The 19,505-nt window shown below is 60.2% G+C and carries 20 protein-coding genes; 8 read left to right on the top strand and 12 right to left on the bottom strand.

Features of this window, described 5'->3' with window-relative positions; all coding sequences use genetic code 11:
• Positions 1 to 9: 9 nt before the first annotated feature.
• The 3 genes from WBR68_RS08920 (at position 10) to WBR68_RS08910 (ending at position 4,204) form a co-directional block, all read left to right on the top strand.
• Entirely contained in the window at positions 10 to 1,290 is a 1,281-nt protein-coding gene (locus tag WBR68_RS08920; RefSeq protein WP_050448614.1) for a TRAP transporter large permease, read from the top strand.
• 31 nt (positions 1,291 to 1,321) lie between these two features.
• Complete coding sequence (locus WBR68_RS08915; protein WP_050448615.1) at positions 1,322 to 2,338, top strand: TRAP transporter substrate-binding protein; 1,017 nt, start codon at positions 1,322 to 1,324, stop codon at positions 2,336 to 2,338.
• Between the two features lie 84 nt (positions 2,339 to 2,422).
• Complete coding sequence (locus WBR68_RS08910) at positions 2,423 to 4,204, top strand: IlvD/Edd family dehydratase (protein ID WP_050448616.1); 1,782 nt, start codon at positions 2,423 to 2,425, stop codon at positions 4,202 to 4,204.
• Between the two features lie 43 nt (positions 4,205 to 4,247).
• Here WBR68_RS08910 and WBR68_RS08905 read toward each other — a convergent pair whose 3' ends face one another.
• Positions 4,248 to 4,649 carry a YbaN family protein gene (locus tag WBR68_RS08905; RefSeq protein WP_198158198.1) on the bottom strand — a complete coding sequence of 134 codons (402 nt, stop codon included), beginning with the start codon at positions 4,647 to 4,649 and terminating at the stop codon, positions 4,248 to 4,250.
• A gap of 63 nt (positions 4,650 to 4,712) precedes the next feature.
• A complete protein-coding gene (locus WBR68_RS08900; protein WP_230693995.1) occupies positions 4,713 to 5,429 on the bottom strand; it encodes a tetratricopeptide repeat protein in 717 nt (238 codons plus the stop codon).
• Positions 5,430 to 5,548: 119 nt separating this feature from the next.
• Between WBR68_RS08900 and WBR68_RS08895 the strand changes: the two genes are divergently transcribed.
• The 3 genes from WBR68_RS08895 to WBR68_RS08885 all read left to right on the top strand — a co-directional run bounded on the left by WBR68_RS08895 (position 5,549) and on the right by WBR68_RS08885 (position 6,756).
• A complete protein-coding gene (locus WBR68_RS08895; protein WP_230693994.1) occupies positions 5,549 to 5,827 on the top strand; it encodes a hypothetical protein in 279 nt (92 codons plus the stop codon).
• A gap of 28 nt (positions 5,828 to 5,855) precedes the next feature.
• A complete protein-coding gene (locus WBR68_RS08890; RefSeq protein ID WP_050448638.1) occupies positions 5,856 to 6,122 on the top strand; it encodes a hypothetical protein in 267 nt (88 codons plus the stop codon).
• Between the two features lie 121 nt (positions 6,123 to 6,243).
• Positions 6,244 to 6,756: an anti-virulence regulator CigR family protein gene (locus WBR68_RS08885; RefSeq protein ID WP_230693993.1), complete on the top strand. Its 513-nt coding sequence runs from the start codon at positions 6,244 to 6,246 to the stop codon at positions 6,754 to 6,756.
• Positions 6,757 to 6,838: 82 nt separating this feature from the next.
• On the opposite strand, the gene WBR68_RS08880 is transcribed toward WBR68_RS08885, so the two are convergent.
• The 3 genes from WBR68_RS08880 to WBR68_RS08870 all read right to left on the bottom strand — a co-directional run bounded on the left by WBR68_RS08880 (position 6,839) and on the right by WBR68_RS08870 (position 10,982).
• Positions 6,839 to 8,416, bottom strand: coding sequence for an EAL domain-containing protein (locus WBR68_RS08880; RefSeq protein ID WP_230693992.1), 1,578 nt, complete (start codon positions 8,414 to 8,416; stop codon positions 6,839 to 6,841).
• Positions 8,417 to 8,880: 464 nt separating this feature from the next.
• Positions 8,881 to 9,603, bottom strand: a complete 723-nt coding sequence (locus WBR68_RS08875) for a hypothetical protein (protein ID WP_230693991.1) — start codon at positions 9,601 to 9,603, stop codon at positions 8,881 to 8,883.
• 545 nt (positions 9,604 to 10,148) lie between these two features.
• Complete coding sequence (locus WBR68_RS08870) at positions 10,149 to 10,982, bottom strand: DUF3800 domain-containing protein (protein ID WP_230693990.1); 834 nt, start codon at positions 10,980 to 10,982, stop codon at positions 10,149 to 10,151.
• A 1,044-nt stretch (positions 10,983 to 12,026) separates the two neighbouring features.
• Between WBR68_RS08870 and WBR68_RS08865 the strand changes: the two genes are divergently transcribed.
• Positions 12,027 to 12,305, top strand: a complete 279-nt coding sequence (locus WBR68_RS08865) for a CrpP-related protein (protein WP_304505221.1) — start codon at positions 12,027 to 12,029, stop codon at positions 12,303 to 12,305.
• A 159-nt stretch (positions 12,306 to 12,464) separates the two neighbouring features.
• On the opposite strand, the gene WBR68_RS08860 is transcribed toward WBR68_RS08865, so the two are convergent.
• From WBR68_RS08860 to WBR68_RS08850, 3 genes are read right to left on the bottom strand one after another with little or no spacing between them, the layout of a single operon-like run.
• Entirely contained in the window at positions 12,465 to 12,977 is a 513-nt protein-coding gene (locus WBR68_RS08860) for a lysis system i-spanin subunit Rz (protein ID WP_230693989.1), read from the bottom strand.
• Positions 12,974 to 13,384 carry a M15 family metallopeptidase gene (locus tag WBR68_RS08855; RefSeq protein ID WP_230693988.1) on the bottom strand — a complete coding sequence of 137 codons (411 nt, stop codon included), beginning with the start codon at positions 13,382 to 13,384 and terminating at the stop codon, positions 12,974 to 12,976. The genes WBR68_RS08860 and WBR68_RS08855 overlap by 4 nt, the downstream gene beginning before the upstream one ends.
• Positions 13,381 to 13,671 (bottom strand): phage holin family protein, encoded by a 291-nt coding sequence (locus WBR68_RS08850; RefSeq protein WP_230693987.1) that lies wholly within the window; start codon positions 13,669 to 13,671, stop codon positions 13,381 to 13,383. Before WBR68_RS08850 ends, WBR68_RS08855 begins: the two co-directional genes overlap by 4 nt.
• Before the next feature lie 92 nt (positions 13,672 to 13,763).
• On the opposite strand from WBR68_RS08850, the gene WBR68_RS08845 reads away from it, so the two are divergent.
• The gene (locus tag WBR68_RS08845; protein WP_230693986.1) at positions 13,764 to 14,687 is read left to right on the top strand and encodes a tyrosine-type recombinase/integrase; all 924 of its coding nucleotides are present in this window, start codon (positions 13,764 to 13,766) and stop codon (positions 14,685 to 14,687) included.
• Between the two features lie 101 nt (positions 14,688 to 14,788).
• Here WBR68_RS08845 and WBR68_RS08840 read toward each other — a convergent pair whose 3' ends face one another.
• From WBR68_RS08840 to WBR68_RS08825, 4 genes are all read right to left on the bottom strand, one after another.
• The gene (locus WBR68_RS08840) at positions 14,789 to 15,145 is read right to left on the bottom strand and encodes a phage tail protein (RefSeq protein WP_230693985.1); all 357 of its coding nucleotides are present in this window, start codon (positions 15,143 to 15,145) and stop codon (positions 14,789 to 14,791) included.
• Positions 15,146 to 15,922: 777 nt separating this feature from the next.
• Positions 15,923 to 17,374 carry a hypothetical protein gene (locus WBR68_RS08835; RefSeq protein WP_230693984.1) on the bottom strand — a complete coding sequence of 484 codons (1,452 nt, stop codon included), beginning with the start codon at positions 17,372 to 17,374 and terminating at the stop codon, positions 15,923 to 15,925.
• 2 nt (positions 17,375 to 17,376) lie between these two features.
• Complete coding sequence (locus WBR68_RS08830) at positions 17,377 to 18,039, bottom strand: DUF2612 domain-containing protein (RefSeq protein ID WP_230693983.1); 663 nt, start codon at positions 18,037 to 18,039, stop codon at positions 17,377 to 17,379.
• The gene (locus WBR68_RS08825) at positions 18,039 to 19,490 is read right to left on the bottom strand and encodes a hypothetical protein (protein WP_230693982.1); all 1,452 of its coding nucleotides are present in this window, start codon (positions 19,488 to 19,490) and stop codon (positions 18,039 to 18,041) included. The genes WBR68_RS08830 and WBR68_RS08825 overlap by 1 nt, the downstream gene beginning before the upstream one ends.
• Positions 19,491 to 19,505 lie beyond the last annotated feature (15 nt).

The raw sequence follows: 19,505 nt of genomic DNA, 5'->3' as shown, positions 1-19,505 counted from the left end.
AAACCCGCAATGATCCTGACCGTCTTCCTGCTTGTGCTGCTTGGGCTGATTGCCCTGGGCATGCCGATTGCCTTCGCGCTGCTGCTCAGTGCCCTGGCAATGATGTTCCAACTGAATTTCTTCGACACCCAGATCCTGGCGCAGAACATGTTGACGGGCGCCAACAGCTTCACGCTGATGGCGGTGCCGCTGTTCATGCTGGCGGGCGAGCTCATGAACGCTGGCGGCATTTCGCGTCGAATCGTGCGCCTGGCCAGCATGTTTGTCGGGCACGTCCAAGGCGGACTGGGCTATGTGGCCATTTTCGCCAGTGTGCTGCTGGCCGCCCTTTCCGGCTCGGCGGTGGCCGATGCCGCCGCGCTCGGATCGTTGTTGATCCCCATGTTGCGCGAAAAAGGTTACGACGCCGGACAGGCCTCGGGCTTGATCGCCGCGGGCGGCATCGTCGCCCCCATCATTCCACCGTCCATCTCGTTCATTATTTTTGGAGTGGCCACGAATGTGTCGATCACCAAGCTGTTCTTCGCCGGCATCGCGCCCGGGCTGATGATGGGCATGACCTTGGTGGCCGTATGGACCTGGGTGGCGCGCAAGCACGGCAGCATTACGCCGTCACCACGCGAACCCTGGAGCAAGCGCTGGAAAGCGCTGCGCGAATCGCTGTGGGCGCTGATGTTGCCCGTGATCATCATCGGCGGCTTGCGTGGCGGCATCTTCACACCGACCGAAGCGGCCGTGGTGGCCGCCGTCTATGCGCTGATCGTCAGCCTGTTCGTCTACCGCGAGATCGGCCTGCGGGACCTGGTGCCGCTGTTCGTGAACGCCGCGCGCACCACGTCCGTGGTGATGTTCCTGGTGGCCGCCGCAATGGTGTCGTCCTACATGATCACGTTGGCCGACATGCCGCAAGATCTTATCGCGCTGCTAGCGCCCATCATGGACCAGCCCAAGCTGCTGATGTTCGCGCTGTTGCTTCTGTTGATCCTGATCGGCACGGTCATGGACCTCACGCCCACCATCCTGATTCTGGCGCCGGTGCTGATGCCGGTCGTCACCAAGGCCGGCATCGACCCCGTCTACTTCGGCGTCATGTTCGTCATGGTGGGCTGCGTGGGTCTCTTGACCCCGCCCGTGGGCACGGTGCTGAACGTGGTGTGCGGCGTGGCCCGCATCAATATGGAAACTATCTGCAAGGGGGTGTGGCGCTACGTCGTGGCCTACGCGATCTTGCTGATTCTGTTGGTGATCTTCCCCGAACTGATCACCGTACCCGCACGCTGGATGCACTAGCGGCATAGAGAAAACCCCAAGGAGGAGCACCATGACCATTCGATTCAAGACCCGTCTACTTGTGCTGGCTACCGCGCTGTCCTGCGCTGTGGCCGGCGTGGCCGCGGCGGCCGACGTCAAGCCGCGCCTGATCCGCTTCGGCTACGGCCTGAACGAAGAAAGCGTCCAGGGCCGCGCCGCGCGCTTCCTGGCGCAAGAGCTTGAAAAAGTCAGCGACGGCAAGCTGAAGATGAGGACCTTTGGTTCCGCAACACTGGGTTCCGATGAACAAATGCAGGGCGCCCTGGCTGGCGGCGCACAGGAAATGATGGTGGGTTCCACCGCGCCATTGGCGGGCATGGTCAAGGAATTTGGCGTGTTTGACCTGCCCTTCCTGTTCAACAGCGAAAAGGAAGCCGACGCCGTGCTGGACGGCAAGGTGGGCCAGGACCTGCTGAAGAAGCTGGAAGCCAAGGGCCTGGTGGGACTGGTCTATTGGGAAAACGGCTTTCGCAACATGACCAATTCCAAGCATCCGATCGTGCGCGCGGAAGACATGCAAGGCATCAAGCTGCGGGTCATGCAGAACCAGATCGCGTTGGGCGTCTTCAACACGCTGGGCGCGAACGCCGTGCCGATGCCGTTCTCGGAACTGTTCACCGCCTTGGAAACGCGCACGGTCGATGGCCAGGAAAACCCCATCACCACCATCCAAAGCAGCAAGTTCTACGAAGTGCAGCCCTTCCTGACCATCACGCGCCACGTCTACACGCCGTGGGTGGTGCTGGCCTCGAAGAAATGGTGGGACACCTTGTCGCCTGACGAACAGAAGCTGATCCGGCAGGCGGCCGCGGCCTCGCGCGATTTCGAGCGCAAGGACAGCCGCGCGGATTCGACCAAGGCCATGGCGACGCTTGAAAAGGCCGGCATGAAGATCAACACGGTCAGCCCCGAGGAAGTGGCGCGCATGCGCGAAAAGGTTCAGCCGGTGGTCGACAAGTACACCCAGGAGCTGGGGCCCGACCTCATCAAGCAAATGAACGACGAGATCCAGAAGGCGCGTAATTAAGGCCTGATGGTGCAAGGCCTGATGTTCGGGCCTTGATTACTGACGTCTCATCACTGACGCCCACGCGAAGCAAGCGAGTCACCCATGTCTCAGATACCCCGCAAATTGCGCAGCCAGAAATGGTTCGACGACCCCTCGCACGCCGATATGACGGCGATCTACGTCGAGCGCTATCTTAACTACGGCCTGACGCGGCAAGAGCTGCAGTCTGGGCGGCCGATCATCGGCATTGCCCAGACCGGCAGCGATCTGGCGCCCTGCAACCGGCATCACCTGGCGCTGGCCGAGCGCATCAAGGCGGGTATCCGGGACGCGGGCGGCATCCCGATGGAGTTCCCAGTACATCCGCTGGCCGAACAAGGCCGGCGGCCCACGGCAGCGCTGGATCGCAACCTGGCCTATCTGGGTCTGGTTGAGATCTTGCACGGCTATCCGCTGGACGGCGTGGTGCTGACCACCGGCTGCGACAAAACCACCCCGGCTTGCCTGATGGCCGCCGCCACGGTTGACCTGCCCGCCATCGTGCTGTCGGGCGGGCCGATGCTGGACGGCTGGCACGACGGCCAGCGGGTAGGTTCGGGCACCGTCATCTGGCATGCCCGCAACCTGATGGCGGCGGGCAAGCTGGACTACGAAGGTTTCATGACGCTGGCCACGGCATCGTCGCCGTCGGTCGGGCACTGCAACACCATGGGCACGGCGCTGTCCATGAACTCGCTGGCGGAAGCGCTGGGCATGTCGCTGCCCACCTGCGCCAGCATTCCCGCGCCTTATCGCGAACGCGCGCAGATGGCTTACGCCACCGGCATGCGCATTTGCGACATGGTGCGCGAAGACCTGCGACCGTCGCACATCCTGACCCGGCAGGCCTTTGAAAACGCCATCGTCGTAGCGTCGGCGCTGGGCGCGTCCAGCAACTGTCCGCCGCATTTGATCGCCATGGCCCGCCACGCCGGCATCGACCTTAGCCTGGACGATTGGCAGCGGCTGGGCGAAGACGTGCCGCTGCTGGTCAATTGCGTGCCAGCCGGCGAACACCTGGGCGAAGGCTTCCACCGGGCGGGCGGCGTGCCCGCCGTCATGCACGAACTGCTGGCCGCGGGCCGCCTGCACGCAGACTGCGCCACCGTGTCCGGCAAAACCATCGGCGACATCGCCGCCGCCTCCAAGACCCGCGACGCCGACGTCATCCGCACCTGCGAGGCGCCGCTCAAGCACCGTGCCGGTTTCATCGTGCTGTCCGGCAACTTCTTCGACAGCGCCATCATCAAGATGTCGGTCGTGGGCGAAGCCTTCCGCCGCACCTATCTGTCAGAGCCGGGATCGGAGAACGCCTTCGAGGCGCGCGCCATCGTGTTCGAAGGCCCCGAGGACTATCACGCCCGCATCGAAGACCCGTCCCTGAACATCGACGAACACTGCATCCTGGTGATACGCGGCGCCGGCACCGTGGGCTATCCGGGCAGCGCGGAGGTTGTCAACATGGCCCCGCCCTCGCACCTGATCAAGCGCGGCGTGGACTCGCTGCCTTGCCTGGGCGACGGTCGGCAAAGCGGCACCTCGGCCAGCCCGTCCATCCTGAATATGTCACCGGAAGCCGCCGCGGGCGGGGGCTTGGCGCTGCTGCGCACGGGCGACAAGATCCGCGTCGACCTGAACCAACGCAGCGTGACGGCGCTGGTGGATGACGCGGAAATGGAGCGGCGTAAACAGGAACCGGCGTACCAGCCACCGGCCCCGCAAACGCCCTGGCAGGAACTCTATCGGCAACTGGTCGGCCAACTGTCGACCGGCGGTTGCCTGGAGCCCGCAACGCTATATCTGAAAGTGATCGAAACGCGCGGCGATCCCCGGCATTCACACTGAACGCGTCAGGCTGAATACCCCGCGCCGTTTCGGCGCGGAACCTCTAGCGTTGCGACGGCTCGCCATTGGCGCTGGCACCCGTCGTTCTGGGTGCCGGGCGGCTCAGCACATACACCGCGCTGGCCAGAAAGAACAGGCCAACGCCCGCCGCCAGTGGCCACGACGGATGCGCGCTCCACCAGAAAATGCCGTAGCCCAGCGCCATGCCCAGACAAGCGTACGTCTTGCCCTTGCGCGACACGGCCTTCTGTTCGCGCCAGATGCGCAGGGGCGGCCCGTAAGTCGGACTATCCAGCAGCCATTTTTCCAGGCGTGGAGACGAGCGCGAAAAGCAGCCCACCGCCAAAATCAGGAAAATCGTCGTCGGCATGACCGGCAAGAACGCGCCGATGACGCCCAATGCCAGCATCACGCAGCCCAACGCCAACCATAGAGCTTTGATCATGATGGTCAGCAGAATATCGCAAATGCCGCCAGCGCAGCCGTATTCAACGCCATGATGGGCGGCCTATGTGCGTGGCTCCGGCATTTGGGCGCGTAGCATTTCCATGAATTTCGGGCCGGGCGATCCGCCCGCCGCTCGTGCCTTGACCACCATCGCCCAGGCTTGGTCGTATTGCCCCCGCCAGTAATAGGCGGTGGCCCACGCCGAATACAGATACCCCTTATCCGGCTCGACGGCCTCGCCTTTGCGGTACCACTCGTCGGAACGGGCGGTTGCCGCCACCCGTGCTTCAGGGGGCAGCGTCTTGTCTTCCGCCGCGCAGCGGGCCGCGATGCGTCCCGCGTCCGCATAAATGCCCTGAAAGGTGGGCGGATCATGGCTGATCGCCAAATCCATCATGCTCATCGCTTGGCAGAACTTGCCCTGGTCATGCAGCACGGCGGCAAAGCCGGCATAGGCCTCGGGGTTATCCGGATTCAACAGCCAAGCCTGGTTGAAACGGCGCATCGCCATGCCCAGTTGGTCGGCTTGATAGAAGCGGTATCCCTGGGCCACCCACGCCCGCGAGGCCTTGTCGGCGGAGCCGAACGCTTGAACCGCGTCCGCAACCAGCTTTTTGTCGCTGGCCTGAAGTGCCGCGGCGGCCGATCGATCCATGCCCCCGTACATGGGCAGCTCGTCGATGCGGGGCTGCGCTTGCGTTGCGGGCGGCGGCTTGACGGCGCAAGCGCCCAGCCAAAGGCAAGGAACCAGCAGTAGAGCCTTGATGGAGTTATGCATAGTGTGGCCGGTGGAGAAGATACGCCGGACCTTATCAGATATGGCGCGGGACTGGCGCACGCAGCGCCTGGCATGTCACTTGCTGAGTGGGAGCCAGTTTCTATTTTTGGGGGAGCACCATGAAATCCGACAACGTTGTGGAAATGGAACCTGTCGAGCACGGGCATCGCTCGCGACTTCGCGAATTAAAAGACATCGACGCCAGGCGGCCCGACTTTCCAGGCGAGCATGTGATCGTATTTGGCTTGGGCGCATTGCTGATGGTGGCCGGTCTGAAGGGCCGAACCCTGTTCAAGCGCACCGTGCTGACGGCTGCCGGCACGGCGCTGATGGGCCGCGCCGCAAGTGGCACGGGTGGCATCGCAAAACTGGCGCGTGTCGTCAGGAAACTGCGCTGACGCAGCAAGCGTGAACGAGAGCCGCACCATGCAAGCACTATGGGATTTTCTTCAATGGCCGGCGATGCTTACCTCGCTGGCGGCCGCATGGCTCGTGGCGTCTCAAGGAAAAGCGAAACGCCAATGGGGGTTTTGGGTCTTTCTATTTAGCAATGCCTTATGGATTGCATGGGGCATGCACGATGGGGCGTTTGCGCTGATCGCGCTTCAAGTCGGGCTGGCCGCGTTGAATATTCGTGGGGTGATGAAAAACAAACAAGCGGGCCGTGCGACGCAGGAAGCGGGAACCCCATGAATTCGCATCAACACCGCAGCCAATTCCACTTACATCTTTATCAATTCCTCCCCTACTCCAAAGGATTACGACCATCCTAGAATCGGTTCACTGCCACTTTTGGCTGACCAGGAGCCAATCCATGGATGCACCCGCTATCAAGAAATATGCCGCTGCCCTGATCTGTTGTCTGTACTTGGGTGGCAGCGCAGTCGCCGCTCCGCCAGAAGGAAAAGGAAAACCTGATAACGCGGGCCAGGGCCAGGGCAATAAGAACAACGGCAACGGCAACGGTAAAGGCAATGGCAACGGTAATAGTGGCAATAAGGGCGGCTCGCCCAAAGGGGGAGCCGCCGATTCCGGTGACACGAACGTGACGCTGCGCCACGCCGGCATCACGATCTCGGTCGTCAGAGGCTACGCGGACGAGTATGGGTTGTCGGGTTACAGCGCATTACCGCCTGGCGTCCGTAAGAATCTGGCGCGCGGCAAGCCTCTGCCTCCGGGCATTGCAAAGAAGATGGTCCCAGGTCCGATGCTGGCTCGCCTGCCCGCCTATCCTGGCTACGAATGGCGAGTCGCAGGATCCGATCTGATCCTCGTGGCGGTCGCGACCGCCGTGGTCGCCGATGTGCTTTTTGACGTTTTTGATTGACACGGATCGCAGGCGTAGGCACCCACGCAACAGCCGGCATGCAGAGCAGAAGCTGAAAACAAAAAACCGCGAAGTCTAAGATTTACGCGGCTTTGCAGGGCTCTAGAACCATTGCGAACACCAAGGGCCGTCGTCCACCAGCAGACGAGGAGCGCACTTCCATGTGCGGGTCCGCGCCGATCACCACTTCGTCCAGCTCGCTGGCCGGGACTGGTTTTCCAAAAAACCAACCCTGGCCTACGGCCTGCGGCGCTCGTTCTAGTATGTAGTCAACCTGCCTGCGCATTTCTATGCCTTCCACGACGAGTTGAATGTCCAGTTGATTGGCCATTTCGATTACTTGATCCAATACCGGAGTGGCGCTGGAAACGTCTCCAATTGACCTGACAAAAATTCTGTCCAACTTGATCCCGCTGACGTCCCATTGGAGGACGTTCCCAAGGTTGGAATACCCCACGCCAAAATCGTCCAGGAAGACTCTGAAGCCCGCTTTGCGATAGCGCTTGAACAGTTCTGCCGGTGAGGTGGTTGAGAACCTCGCAGACTCTGTCACTTCAAGCACAATCCGCGCGGGCGAGACTCCACGCTCTGCTACACAATGAACGAGAAATTCAAGGAACAAGTCGTCTTCCAAATCTGCGGGAAAGACATTGACACTCAAATAGAATGGCTGTGCGGCGGTCAAGCGTTCCCGCACGCCGTCAATCGCATTGCGGATGATGTATCTCGTGAAAAGTCGACGGAGTCCCATCGACTCAACCCACGGAATGAACGTGTCCGGAGGAATAGGCCCCACTTCATCGTGCGTCCAGCGGGCAAGCGCTTCAGCGCCAACCATTTTGCCTGTTGCTAGAGAACAAAGCGGCTGATAGCGAACGTGTATTTTCTCTTGACGTAGAGCACGGGCCATACTCACTCGCAAACCGTTTGAGCCTCGCCACCAGAGGAACAGCGCTATGCCACTGGCCGCGCCCAGTACTATCCCGATCAGGGCTGACACCAGGACGGAAACGCGCGCATTCACCCTGGTAAACGACTCAACACAGACGTCGGGTTCACCCGCCGACGAACACGTGGCCCCATGCCGAACTATCCCAAGCCAGCTCTCTAGCCGCCCCTTAACACCCGAGTCTTTCGTCGCATGTGGCTGAGAACCGAATTCCTGGATTGTGCTTCCGTCTCTTGAAAATGCCCGTCCCCACAAACGGCCAGAGTGCTCTTCCACCTCGCCAAGTGCATTAGGGATAATAAATACCGCCACGCGGTCATTTGCCGCTAACCCGCCAATGAACGATGGCTGAACCGGGTTTGTCAGATTTCTCCACAGGGTGATGCCGTAGCGCACGCGCTTCCCGCCAGGAGGAAGCGCATACGGTTCCTTCCAGCGTCCCCACACGGCCGAGCATCTCAATGCCCCATCGGAAATCCGAGCGATGTCGCCGGCATACCTCGACTTAAAGAGGCGCGTCCTCATCCGGGCAAGGTCCTCGTCCGAACATGATTCCGCCGGAGCGCTCAGCTCAATAATCGTGGCGATTTGCTCATTGGCAATGTCGAGCGAACGTCGAAGTAGATGGTCATTATTGTGATCAACGATCTCGTCCGCGTGCGAAGCTTCAAGCGAATAGCCGATTGCCCCACAAAGCACGGTGAGCACCACAGTTGGCACAAGGACCAAAAGCAACCCATACCGGCTTGGGAGACGGCCTGTCGTCATAATCATCCTTAGGAACTAAGGAGATTCTACGATCAGCGCAGACGGCGGCAATCATTCCATCAAGGCCACTTTCCTCGCCGTCCTTTTTGCGCAAAATTGATGCACGGCAACAGGTCTTGCTTGATGCAGGCGCTGACTGCGTCACGCGTTCGCCCCCTCCGAGCGTTGGCGGGCAGAATGCAAAAAAGCCGCAAAGTCATAGACTTATGCGGCTTTCATGTCGGTGCATGGCACCTCTTGCAAGTATTCTGGTAGGCGGTATTGGCATCCAACTGCGCCCCTAGGTCATTGATCTGTAAGGAGAGAGCGACTTCACCCGTGGATTCTTACCCTCAAACTTACCCTTATTCTATACCGCTTAACCGGTCAAAGCAGCCGAATTCGCGTGTTCCCACGCAGCTTGCGCCCTACCTAGCACAAGGTCCGACCATCGCAAGAGCCGCCCTGTACTCCTCGCGACTCACGTCCTTCAGTCGCAGCAAGCCTCTGCTGCTCAGTGAGACCAGCTCGTATGCGTTTCCCACACCTCTATACGCTGGAAACAGGATAACCGTGTCCCCAATTGTTCGAAAAACGCGAGTATAGGTAATACAGCCATTGTCTAGAACGGTGTAAGTCTCCCGTGACCGTTCGGCGATCATTCCCGCGCCTGCCGCAAAGAAAACGGCAACCAAAGTCACAACCCCTATTGCGAGCAGGTTTCTTATCGTTGGATCATGGTCGTCAAAGAACTTTGTGACTCCAGGCGATTTCCTCACAACATACAGGAGGACTACGGCTGCAAACGTAGCCCCGCTGGCCACACCGAAGTATAAGGCGCTCGCATCGTCTTTCCAGATCCCATAGACAACAAGCGGGCTATATCCAAGCATTGAAAAAAACAGAACATTCAGAGCCCCACTCCAACCCCTATCTATAATCCGCCTAGAACTCTTGGACGAAGCATATCCCACACTCAAAAGGGGTACCACCACGCTCATACATCCTAGAAATATGTGGGCAATTGAAACCACGATGAAAATCGACGGGGCGTCAGCAGCTTTGTATGCACCGGCCTCATACGCATACGCTAATGCATATCCCAATATTGGGACAAAGAACAGCAACTCTGGTTTGAATGCTGTGGGCATTGCTGGCTCGCTATCCCGCTTACTCACTAAATTCTCCTGATGGACTCGGGCTGGCCATTATTAATCGGAAGCACGGTGAACATAACCTATGCCCCCATCCAATGTTCACCGATCCCAGATCGCTGGACGAGGATCTCGCCCAGCTTGAAGGCTTACGCGGCGCGCCTACTAGCGGTCGGAGGATCAGGCGCCCGGTAGGCCTCAATAGCGACTCCTACGATGATTTCATGAGTGGTCTGTGGGAAGAATCCTGTGATCGAACGCGTCAAGACGTCCAGGAAATGATGGAAACGTCCAGGGAGCTGCGGAAGGGGATGGCACCCCGCTAGGGTTACAGCGCCAGGCTCGCCGTGGACCTTGGATCCCGACTTTAACTGCTAGAACGCGATCACGCGCCGCAGGAGCTCACCACAGGGAGACTCGGCCCAGGCACTGAGCGTGGATGTTGACGTCGCCGCCAATTTTGAGTAAATTCCACTTAGCCCTTCGTTCAGCGAACGCCCAAGTTCCACTTGGGACACTTATGTAGCTGGCGCGGGGCTTTTCTATTTTCGCTTGGCAAATTGGGGCCGAATTTCGAGGTCCGCAGGCTTGAAAAGCCAATGACGGTACGGATGCTTCCAACGCATCTCCGGCTCCCCACCAGTGCTTATTCCGATGTTGAAATTGGGATACAGCTCTCTGATTCGGCTGTTAACGTGCTTGTAGACAGCCTCTTTTGCCCTGGTTCGCTTTCCTCGCACTCGCGCGCCCTCTGGCTTCTCCTTGTGCTTTTCGTTAAGACGAAATTGCATCGCGCCGAGAACGACGTCGAGGCACTGCAATAGCACGTGCTCCTTGGAGTCCACCTCAGCCAGCTGATCCTCAGCGATCGTCAGTCCGGCTCCCCGGAAAGCTTGGCTTCCATTGAGCCCAGACACATAGCCCTTAAAGGCGAGGCATTTTTCGTCGGTGTCCGGTAGTTTATCAAAATAAATGCGGACCTTCGCTGGCCCAAGATCGCCTCCACAATATCGGAAGCCAAATGCGTGTTTGACGAACTGGTAGTAAAGAAGGAAGAAACTATTTTCCCGCTGCGCAGGCGTAAGCTTCTTGGCTCCAAAATAGTTCTGGGTGAACATAACACGCATTTTCAGCTTGCCGGCATGCATTAGCGCGAAGGTTTCGTCCATCAGCTCCATGTACTTGCCGGCATAGGCCTCGGTAATCTTCTGCCATTTGACTTCAGCCCCCAAGTTGAGACGATTCTTGGCTGCCTGCAGTGTCGAAACCACTTCATTAAGGTGGGCTGACTCGACCAACACGCCTCCATAAAAATTCGCAAAATGCTTGCCTGAAATATCAGACTCATCGCAATAAAGAATCAGCTCACGGGACATATTGTTTGTTCTAAGCCGCTAAATGGGATTGCTCATTTTACCCAATGCGTACAATTCCAGGCACGAGAGCATGCCAAGCCACTGGTTTCATCTTCCCATGCACCGATCGAGTCTACGGTGCGACACCCAGGCCCGAATGTGGCTCGGCACCCGGTCCGCCTAATCAGCCCATCAGGCAGCACCTTTCCCATCTGCTCCTACAGGCTGTCTACTTGGCACTATCCTCTCCCATGGCCCGGCGCGCCCAGCCTTGGAGGTACTTTAGCTTCAATCGAGTTTCGTCTGCCGTTCTTGCGGCCGCTTGAAGTGAAGATTTAGTTCAGCCACCCAACACCGAAGTCCGCCGTTAGTCCTCGGCGCGAGCTAACGTTCGATAAAACGAAGCCCCGACGGCGATCAATCGATCGCACTCATCCTGGGTCAATTTTGGACCGACTTCAACAACACAGTTCGCGTGCGGGCGCATGCCCTAGGCAGCGCAGAACGAAGCGGTCGCTCACTGTTGCGAAACTGTGACAGCCAGAGCGTTCCCGAATTGCGCGCACAACGACCGACGGGTAATTTTCCTTCTAGAGCAGATCCTGGCTCCGATCGGATATCCATCTGATATCCGGCGACTCTCGCTGCCGGAAGAATGATGTGTGCCCGTAGTTCTGCTCTGTGCTTGGCATGCCGTACGCGGGTCCGGAATCCAATTTTTGATCGTTGATGTTGCTATTGCAAATCCCATGACTGCGGGAGGAACTCGCAATGGTTAGTGGCTCACGACTGTCTGATGTAATCGTAAAGCTTCCAGATCGTTCAACGTGCCGCATTGAAAGGAGGCTGGCCGTGACACGCAATGGGAGCGAAGCGCCGACCCATCAATACATATGCACGCTTCCCACAGGAGAGCCTGTTATTTGGCTGGCCGATGGCAAGTACAGACTGCCAGACGGAACCGTCGCAGTCACCGTGGCTCATAGGCCGCCTGAAAAGCGAAAGCGAAACGAGAATGGGGACGTTCCAGCGGCGTGAGTTTGAAACACAAACGGAGCCACTGAAATGCGCCCCGACATTCAGGAAGAGGGAGCAGTAGCTGCCCGAGCTGGATTGAGCTTGTGGGATTGCCCTTACTATCGCGCCGGTGCCTTGACTGGCCAGGCTCGAGAGACGCTCATAGAACGCCGCCTTAAGATGAGGGCCTGGGAACTCGGGTGGTTAAGCGAAAAAACCTACCAGACTTTGAGTGACTGTAGCGCACTCCGGATCCTCAAATGGTCAGGAGGGCTGTCCTGGCGAATTTCCAAAAAAAATCGGGGATCGGCCAGAGGCCTGTGGTAAATTCTGCCGCCCGCAGGCGAGTCTGCCGGTTCGCGTACGGGCTCTCGCCCCCTTCCCTATAGGGGGTGGGGCATTTTTTTTGAGTCCTCCTCGCGTTGCGTAGTAGTACGTAGTAGCCATAAGCGACTTCAGAACCTGGATCGGCTCAAGTACTGAGACTTAGCGGAGCCTGGCCTGACATGCAGCAAGCTGCGCAGTCACTCGCTGGATTCCAGCCCGGAGGGCGAAATAATCCGATCGAGCAGCAGGATCAAGTTCGGGGCGGGTTCCATCACCCAGGCGGGCGGCGGCGCCGGCTGCGGGCACTCCGCTGCTGTTGCTGGGACAGACGGCACTGACGCGCAACCGCTGGCGCCCAGCATCAACATCAGCCCGTAGGCCGTCATCCTGTACTTGCGCATTGCGCATCCCCCCATAAGCGACCCATTCGGCCTTGGCATTCCGTTCGTTAATCTGACCGACTTCGGCCACGCGCCGCTCAAGGATCTCGCGCGCCTGGCGCTGCGAATCAGCGACGCGGTCCGACTGATCGGCTCGCATCTCAGCGATTTCGGCCGCAGACCGCCAGCTCTGCACTTTCCAGACACCGCTACCAGCTACAAGCGCGCTGGCCAGCGCCGTTGCGGCGTAGCCTTTCCACCCACCCAGCGACTTCACAAGCGCGGCGATCATGTCCGCCCCTTCCAATCGCGCGGGATCTGGAAATGCGGGCCGTCCTTGAACGACTTCCATCCACCGCCCCACTCCACCGGCACGCCAAGCTCTGCGGCGCATGCCTTGACCACGTCGGCCAGATCGGCGAAGGCCTGCCAATCGTTCCAGGGAATCGCGCCGCGCACCAGCGGCGCCAGGTCGACGGCGTGGCCGAAGCCATCTGCCTGCGGCAGGTGGTAGCTGCTCATCGTTTGGCTGGCGCCCTTGGTCACGTACTCGCGCTGCTGCGCCAGCGTCCGGACGCCCTCCACCACCATGAAATCGACGGTGGTGCGCTGAATTGCCAGTTTGACGATTTCGACAAGGTCAGGGTGCACACCGATGAGTCGTGTCAGGCTTCGCTGCGAAAGTTGGAACTGGCTCATTTCGGGTCACCTCCCAGCTTGAACGAGATGAGCCGGCGCACCGCCAACTCCAGAACTTGCTCGCCCAAAATTCCCATGGCCGCGGCTGCCCCCACTAACACGGGCTTGGGCGCATCCGGATACGGAATCAAGAGCAGCGTCACGACCGTCGACAGCGCACTGCCGAGGATCACGCGCCCGACCACTACGCGCCATGACAGTGCCTCCTTGTTCGTTAGTGCGCGGCCCACTGCGACCAACGCGCCGACGCCGGCCAGCCATGCAAGCGTTCTTTCCCAATCGTTCATAACGTCCCCTGAAGACGAAAAAAAGCCCGCACATGCGGGCAAAGTAAAAAACAAGAAAAACGGATGTGCGTTACAACTCGGGCCTTTTGCCCATGAAACCTTGGTCCCGCCGTCAGCCCCGCCGCAAATCCACGCCTACCTTGGCTGAAGCGCTGACGCGCTATCTGGCCGAGGTTTCATCCACAAAGAAGGGCCACGCGGCGGAACAGTCCATCGCGCGCGTTTGGCGCGCTACGCGCCTGGCCATCCGGCCGGTTGACCGGATTCGCAGCTCAGACCTAACCGAACTGCGAGACGAGTGGCTGAAGGACAAGGCGCCCGCCACCGTCGTACGGCGGATGGCCTTCCTGTCCCACGTCTATACGGTGATCCGGAAAGACTGGGGTTTCGACCAGTTGGCCAATCCGGTGCAGTTGGTGCGTCGGCCAGCGGTGGACGACGCGCGCGACCGCCGGCTGTTCGACCGCATCACATTGCGCGGCGTCTCCGAAGACCACTGCCCCCGCAAGGAGCTGGAATGGATCATCCGCGCCACCCGGTCGATCGAGCTACCCACCATCCTCACTGTCGCCAAAGAAACCGGCATGCGCCGCTCCGAGGTGGTCGGCATCGTGCGCGAACACCTGGACCTCATGCACGGAGTGGTGCACCTGCCACATACAAAAAATGGGCGTGCGCGAAATGTTCCGCAGAGCCACGCGCGCGCGAGGCTCTGCGACGGTGGGTCACCGGCAAGCCCCTGCGTGGCCGCATCTTCACAATGCAGCCGGGCTCAGTCACGCGCGCCTTCATTCGCGCACGGCGGCGCGCTCGCTTGTGCTATGAAAATATGTGTCGACGTTATGGTCGCCGGCCGAACACCGCATACTTCCGCGACCTGCGATTTCACGACCTTCGGCACGAAGGCACCTCGCAGCTCGCCACGGTGTTCCAGATTCATGAGCTGGCCAAGGTCAATGGCAACGTGGACACTCGAATGCTGCTGCGCTACTACCACCCACACGGCCGAGAGTTAGCCCAGAAGCTGGTTCGCAGCCCATTGGGCCGGCGCCAACTGGAAGAAATGCGCCGTGAGCGCGATATCGAGGCGGAGGCTCTGCCTCTGGCGGCGTAGAACCTAAGTCTCGTTCGAATCCACTTCAGCTGGTCGCGGCGGCTCGTCCGTGGTCAGCCAAGCCGGCAGCGTGCCCCAACCCGGGTAGCTAACTTTGCCGCCAGCGCCGTCATGCTCGGCACCGACAGAGTACGGCGCGCCAGTCTCCACCACCCACAATGGTGTAGTTCGATAGTCGTCGACCATGATCCAAGCCTCGCCTACTCGTCGCGGCCATTTTCCTGCGTGCGGTTCCGGCGGCACATCCTCGTAAGCACCATAGGGGATGTTGAACACGCGCGGCGTAAACGCCAGCTCATTGGCGACGGACTTGTACAGATAAAGACCGTCGTCGCCAGTCTGAAATACGTCTTTCTGCATACTGATCTCCTAGTAAATGGAATTTGCACTGCAAATGCGAGAGGGTTGGGAAGCCGACAGGCCGATGCCCTGCAGAACATCGCTGGCCAGTTCCAGTTTCGGCCTGATGATTCTGGCGGGGCACCCATTCTGAACGCACCCAGTGGCCCCTTCAACGTAACGGTTGCATCCGGGACCACGGGCGCTTCGCGGTTGCTGGTAGGAACCGGCTTGTCCCAGAACACCCTCACGTTCGATGCGTCCCGAGTAGCCCGTACATCGAGCGAAAGCCGTGGCAAAAACGTGGCGTTTCACCCAAGGATCCATGCATGACGTCCGCCTCACTGCAAATGCGAGGACACTCGGAAGCCGCCAGGGTGACAGCCTGCGTAGCCACGCCCATACGCTCACAGCAGGCCCCAGCAATTTGCAAACGAGCGCAACGCCCAATGCTAATGATGTCGGCCGCTCGGGCGGAAGCCCGAGCGGCGGGGTCACCCTTGCTTCCGGCGGCGCGGAAACGCGCGGCGTGAACGTTGCCTACAACCCTCGCATTCATGCGTGATCTAGGCGTGGATCCTCGGGTGATACGCCGTGTTCATCGGCCGGGTTTCTGCCCCGCCTGTAGCCAAGGTAGTTAAGCCCTCCCCGAGATTGCGCACAGCCAGCAGCGTGCCGCCCGCAGCATTGGCATTGCCGCTCCGGTCCAGCGTGGCCGCGTTCTGCGCGTGGCCGTGGCTTCGAAACTGGTCGGATTGCTTAGAACCCAATGCCCTTGCATTTGCAGTGAGGCAGACATCAAGCATGGATGCGCGGGTGGTAAGCAACGTTCACCGGCCGGGTTTCAGCACCACCAGCAGACGTGGTCGAACGACTTATGACAGTGCCCGATGAACCGCTAGCGGAGCCCATAGACGACGTTCCGCTGAACGCGTCCCAGGTGGCATTAGGCAAAGTGTGCAGATGGCTGCGCAATCCATCACCTTGCCTGCTGCCCAACACTCTCGCATTTGCAGTGTCAGCGTCAGTCCCAGTGAAACGACGGAACATGTCGCGCAGGTCTGGAACGCGAAACGTGTTCTCGTCCACATTGACGAAGTAGTGGCCGCCTCTCCGCGCCTCCCAGTTCGCCTGCGTGACTACAAGGCCATTTTCTTGGGCATAGCCCCAGAGGCCGGCATAGGCCGCTTTCAGGAGGACGCCTCCCACAGCATCTATCTCGTTGACCAATGGAGCCACCGTATGACCGTCAAGCGGGCGGCCACAAAGAGGAGACCGGTAGCCGGTAAAAAAGCTGGTGGCCACCCAGATCCACACCTCGGCAGCTTCCGCCACCAGAATCGGGCCGACGTTGGTGGCAGGCAGCGCCGCAATCGAATAAATCCGGGGGAAGCTGCCCTCGACGTAAGCCGCAATGGCTTGGGAAACACCAATATCGCTGAACACTTGAGCCGGCGTCCGCTGGACCAAACTGTCGGCGCCTGCGCCCATTAAGTACGAGCCAGCGGCTACGGTGCCCAATCCGGTGCCGCCCCGTGCCACAGGCAACGTGCCGGCTGTAGCTTTGGACACATCTAGCGCTGTCACATCCAGAGCGACGCTGCCCGATCCGTCGAAGCTCACGCCAGCCGCTGTCGCTCCCCCCGTTACAGAGAACTGGCGCGTCGTGGCCAGCTTCGTCGCGGTGGCTGCGTTGCCAAGCGCCACCTCGCCGGCGGCCGACACGCGGCCTTTAGCATCGACGGTGAACGTCGGCAAGGCGTTGGCGTTCCCATAGGTGCCCGCGGTAACGCCGCTGGCCGCCAGGGTCAATGACAGGGATGCGTTGGCCGAACCGTCGAATGTCGTCGAACCAGTGGCGTCACCGCTCGCGGCGATTGTGCGCGCCGTTACCCATTTCGCGGCGGCCCCGGAGGTAAGTGACGACGCCGTACCCGACAACCGCGCGACGGGAACCGTGCCGGACGTCAGATTGCTGGCATTTAGGTTCTGCTGCGCATAGCTGAGCGCGTCCGAGCTGGTGGCGACCAATGGCCGACCCGTCACCGCCGCCAAACCTTCAAGCTGCTGATACAGCCAGGCCAGCCGCTCATCGGTGACCTGCTGGACCTTATTGAATTGCTCGACCGACGGCGGCACGGATCCGATGTAAGCCCAGCCGGTTTTGTATTGAAGGTCGGTAATGCCTTCAGTCAGGCCGTTTTGCGCCCAAGTGGACTTGAACAGTTCGAAAAAGGTGGGATCAGCCATAGTCAAATTCCTCGCGCCAGCACGCCGACGCCAAAGCCATAGAAACCTTGCTCACGAAAGCCGAATGGCTTCTCCGTTGAGCCGGTAATAAGTTGCACACCGACACCGGCGGCTTGAGGCACCCACTTGTAGGGGTTGGCCATAAGCGGATCGTTGGGGCCGGGAATCCGGCTCACCCAGATCCGAATCTTTGCGTTGCCGGCGTTCTGCACGACCACGCGCGCCACATCGAAGATGGGCTTCAACGAACTGGCGATTTCTGGCGCCGTACCGTGACCATTGTTCAGGGCGATCTTCCAGTACAGAAGCTTGCGGTACTCCGCATCCAGCAACGTGGCAGACCCCGCAACGGGGTTTTCATTGGCACGACGAAACCGCGCTTGCCCGAAGCCCCCGACATTCGGCTGCCCCTGGAATCCGAAGAACTGGATGTAGATCGCCTCGTCGATGACGCGCGGCAGGCCGACGATTTCGCCGATACCATCCAGTTGCCTGCCGACTGCCGTATCCAGCCAGCGGTCTTCATAAAGCGCCCGCAGCGCGCCCTGGATGCCTTCGGCCGGCTTGAGTAGCGCCTTCACCAGCGCCTGCAGGCGTGGCTTTGCCTGGAACTGCCCCAACCAGTGTCCCCAGGCGACGCCCGCGTGATCTTGGCGAAGGTCCATCAGATCACCTCGATTCGTGACAGGTCGAATGCGGCAACCTGGAAATCCTGGATGCTGATGTTTGCCGCGGCGAAATCGGTAGGCTGGGGCACGAAGGCGGCGCTGGTCGAATGCGCCAACCGCAGGTCGACCGAGGCTAGGCCCGCGGTGCGATAAATGGCGCCGTACAGCCGCTGCAATATGACGTCCTCACCAATGACGAATGCCTCGCCGGCGGCGGCCAAGTTGTCCGCGATTTCCTTGAGTCCACCCGGCGGGAACGCTTGCTCCGACGGCGGCAGTAGTGTGGTCACGCAGCGCACCCAGACGTACACACGCTCCGGCCGATCAAACCGGATGGGATGCTCGGCGCCCTCGTCGTCTCGAACCACGACGAGATGCTGCCCATAGGTATCAATCCCCGCGGCGACCACCCGAAATATCGCTTCCGCGACTTCATCGTCAAGGCCGCCGTCTGCCACCACATGCACACTATGAGGCGGTCGTCCTAGCTGGTCGGCCACGTCGGTATTGTTCATGAACACCTTGACCGTGCGCACCCCTGCGACTCGATCCCGGACATTGGGCGCAATGCTCGGCAGGGTCGCCGCGCCTAGTCTGAACAGGCCCGTCGAATAGCGCGCGCGTAATTCTGCGCCGTTCTCTGCCAATCGCCCCGCCACACCCGCCTGGAGATTCGAGACAGCACTCCAACCATCGACCTGTGTCACGATTCCATCCAAGTCGCCCTCTGCCGCGCCTTCCGTGGAAGCCTGCAATGTGAACGCCAGGGCGGGCGAGCCGAGCTGGATTAATGCGATCGACGCAGACCAGCTAAATGCCGCCGCCACTCGTCCGTCAGTTTGGATCCGCACAACGACACCATCGCTCGACACTTCAAAGCCGCTGGGAGAAAGCGCGGCGACCAGGCCGGCAAGCACCTGTGGCAGATTGGCCGTCGGCCCCGTGGCGTAGACGTAGGGAGCGCCGTCGATCGAGATCCGGTATTCGGTGTTCGGGGCGACTTCAGGCTTAAGCGTGATATCGGCGGCCGCACCAGGGAGGATTGGTGTCTCGCTCGCGATCGCCCAAAGATTCTGGCTTACCCGATGGCGGATCTGTGCGCCGGCCGGCACCGATGTTCCCGCCGATCCGTACAAGACCACGTATGCACGCGATGCCTCGTCGCGGTACCGCGATACGCCGGTGAAAGACACCGCCCGGTCCAAAGAAATACCGGTCGCTGAACCGGGGTACATGGCGTAATAGACGCCCTCGGCTTGCTCCCATAGCGCAGCTTCGCGTTCGGCAAAGGTGTCGATCAAAAGACCCGTCACGCTGTCAGGGCGGGTTTCTACTGTCCCGCCAAAGCCGGCCGCTTGCATACGTGCGCGCAAGTCCGCCACGATCTCCTGCCGGATTTCGGGCAGCCGCGGGCGCACGAACCCATCCGGCGTTACACCGTAGGCCATAGATACCTCAATAGA

The organism is Achromobacter sp. JD-1 (assembly GCF_038594925.1).
GTDB lineage: Bacteria > Pseudomonadota > Gammaproteobacteria > Burkholderiales > Burkholderiaceae_B > Achromobacter > Achromobacter spanius_C.
This window is presented reverse-complemented; position numbering and strand designations above follow the sequence as displayed.

Excerpts from the sequence above, each read along its gene's own strand:
- WBR68_RS08920 (WP_050448614.1), top strand. The coding sequence starts at position 10 with ATGATCCTGACCGTCTTCCTGCTTGTGCTGCTTGGGCTGATTGCCCTG.
- WBR68_RS08890 (WP_050448638.1), top strand. The coding sequence starts at position 5,856 with ATGCAAGCACTATGGGATTTTCTTCAATGGCCGGCGATGCTTACCTCG.
- WBR68_RS08835 (WP_230693984.1), bottom strand. The coding sequence starts at position 17,374 with ATGGCTGATCCCACCTTTTTCGAACTGTTCAAGTCCACTTGGGCGCAA.
- WBR68_RS08845 (WP_230693986.1), top strand. The coding sequence starts at position 13,764 with ATGAAACCTTGGTCCCGCCGTCAGCCCCGCCGCAAATCCACGCCTACC.
- WBR68_RS08870 (WP_230693990.1), bottom strand. The coding sequence starts at position 10,982 with ATGTCCCGTGAGCTGATTCTTTATTGCGATGAGTCTGATATTTCAGGC.
- WBR68_RS08885 (WP_230693993.1), top strand. The coding sequence starts at position 6,244 with ATGGATGCACCCGCTATCAAGAAATATGCCGCTGCCCTGATCTGTTGT.
- WBR68_RS08840 (WP_230693985.1), bottom strand. The coding sequence starts at position 15,145 with ATGCAGAAAGACGTATTTCAGACTGGCGACGACGGTCTTTATCTGTAC.
- WBR68_RS08855 (WP_230693988.1), bottom strand. The coding sequence starts at position 13,384 with ATGAGCCAGTTCCAACTTTCGCAGCGAAGCCTGACACGACTCATCGGT.
- WBR68_RS08905 (WP_198158198.1), bottom strand. The coding sequence starts at position 4,649 with ATGATCAAAGCTCTATGGTTGGCGTTGGGCTGCGTGATGCTGGCATTG.
- WBR68_RS08830 (WP_230693983.1), bottom strand. The coding sequence starts at position 18,039 with ATGGACCTTCGCCAAGATCACGCGGGCGTCGCCTGGGGACACTGGTTG.
- WBR68_RS08910 (WP_050448616.1), top strand. The coding sequence starts at position 2,423 with ATGTCTCAGATACCCCGCAAATTGCGCAGCCAGAAATGGTTCGACGAC.
- WBR68_RS08825 (WP_230693982.1), bottom strand. The coding sequence starts at position 19,490 with ATGGCCTACGGTGTAACGCCGGATGGGTTCGTGCGCCCGCGGCTGCCC.
- WBR68_RS08850 (WP_230693987.1), bottom strand. The coding sequence starts at position 13,671 with ATGAACGATTGGGAAAGAACGCTTGCATGGCTGGCCGGCGTCGGCGCG.
- WBR68_RS08865 (WP_304505221.1), top strand. The coding sequence starts at position 12,027 with ATGCGCCCCGACATTCAGGAAGAGGGAGCAGTAGCTGCCCGAGCTGGA.
- WBR68_RS08915 (WP_050448615.1), top strand. The coding sequence starts at position 1,322 with ATGACCATTCGATTCAAGACCCGTCTACTTGTGCTGGCTACCGCGCTG.
- WBR68_RS08875 (WP_230693991.1), bottom strand. The coding sequence starts at position 9,603 with ATGCCCACAGCATTCAAACCAGAGTTGCTGTTCTTTGTCCCAATATTG.
- WBR68_RS08895 (WP_230693994.1), top strand. The coding sequence starts at position 5,549 with ATGAAATCCGACAACGTTGTGGAAATGGAACCTGTCGAGCACGGGCAT.
- WBR68_RS08900 (WP_230693995.1), bottom strand. The coding sequence starts at position 5,429 with ATGCATAACTCCATCAAGGCTCTACTGCTGGTTCCTTGCCTTTGGCTG.
- WBR68_RS08860 (WP_230693989.1), bottom strand. The coding sequence starts at position 12,977 with ATGATCGCCGCGCTTGTGAAGTCGCTGGGTGGGTGGAAAGGCTACGCC.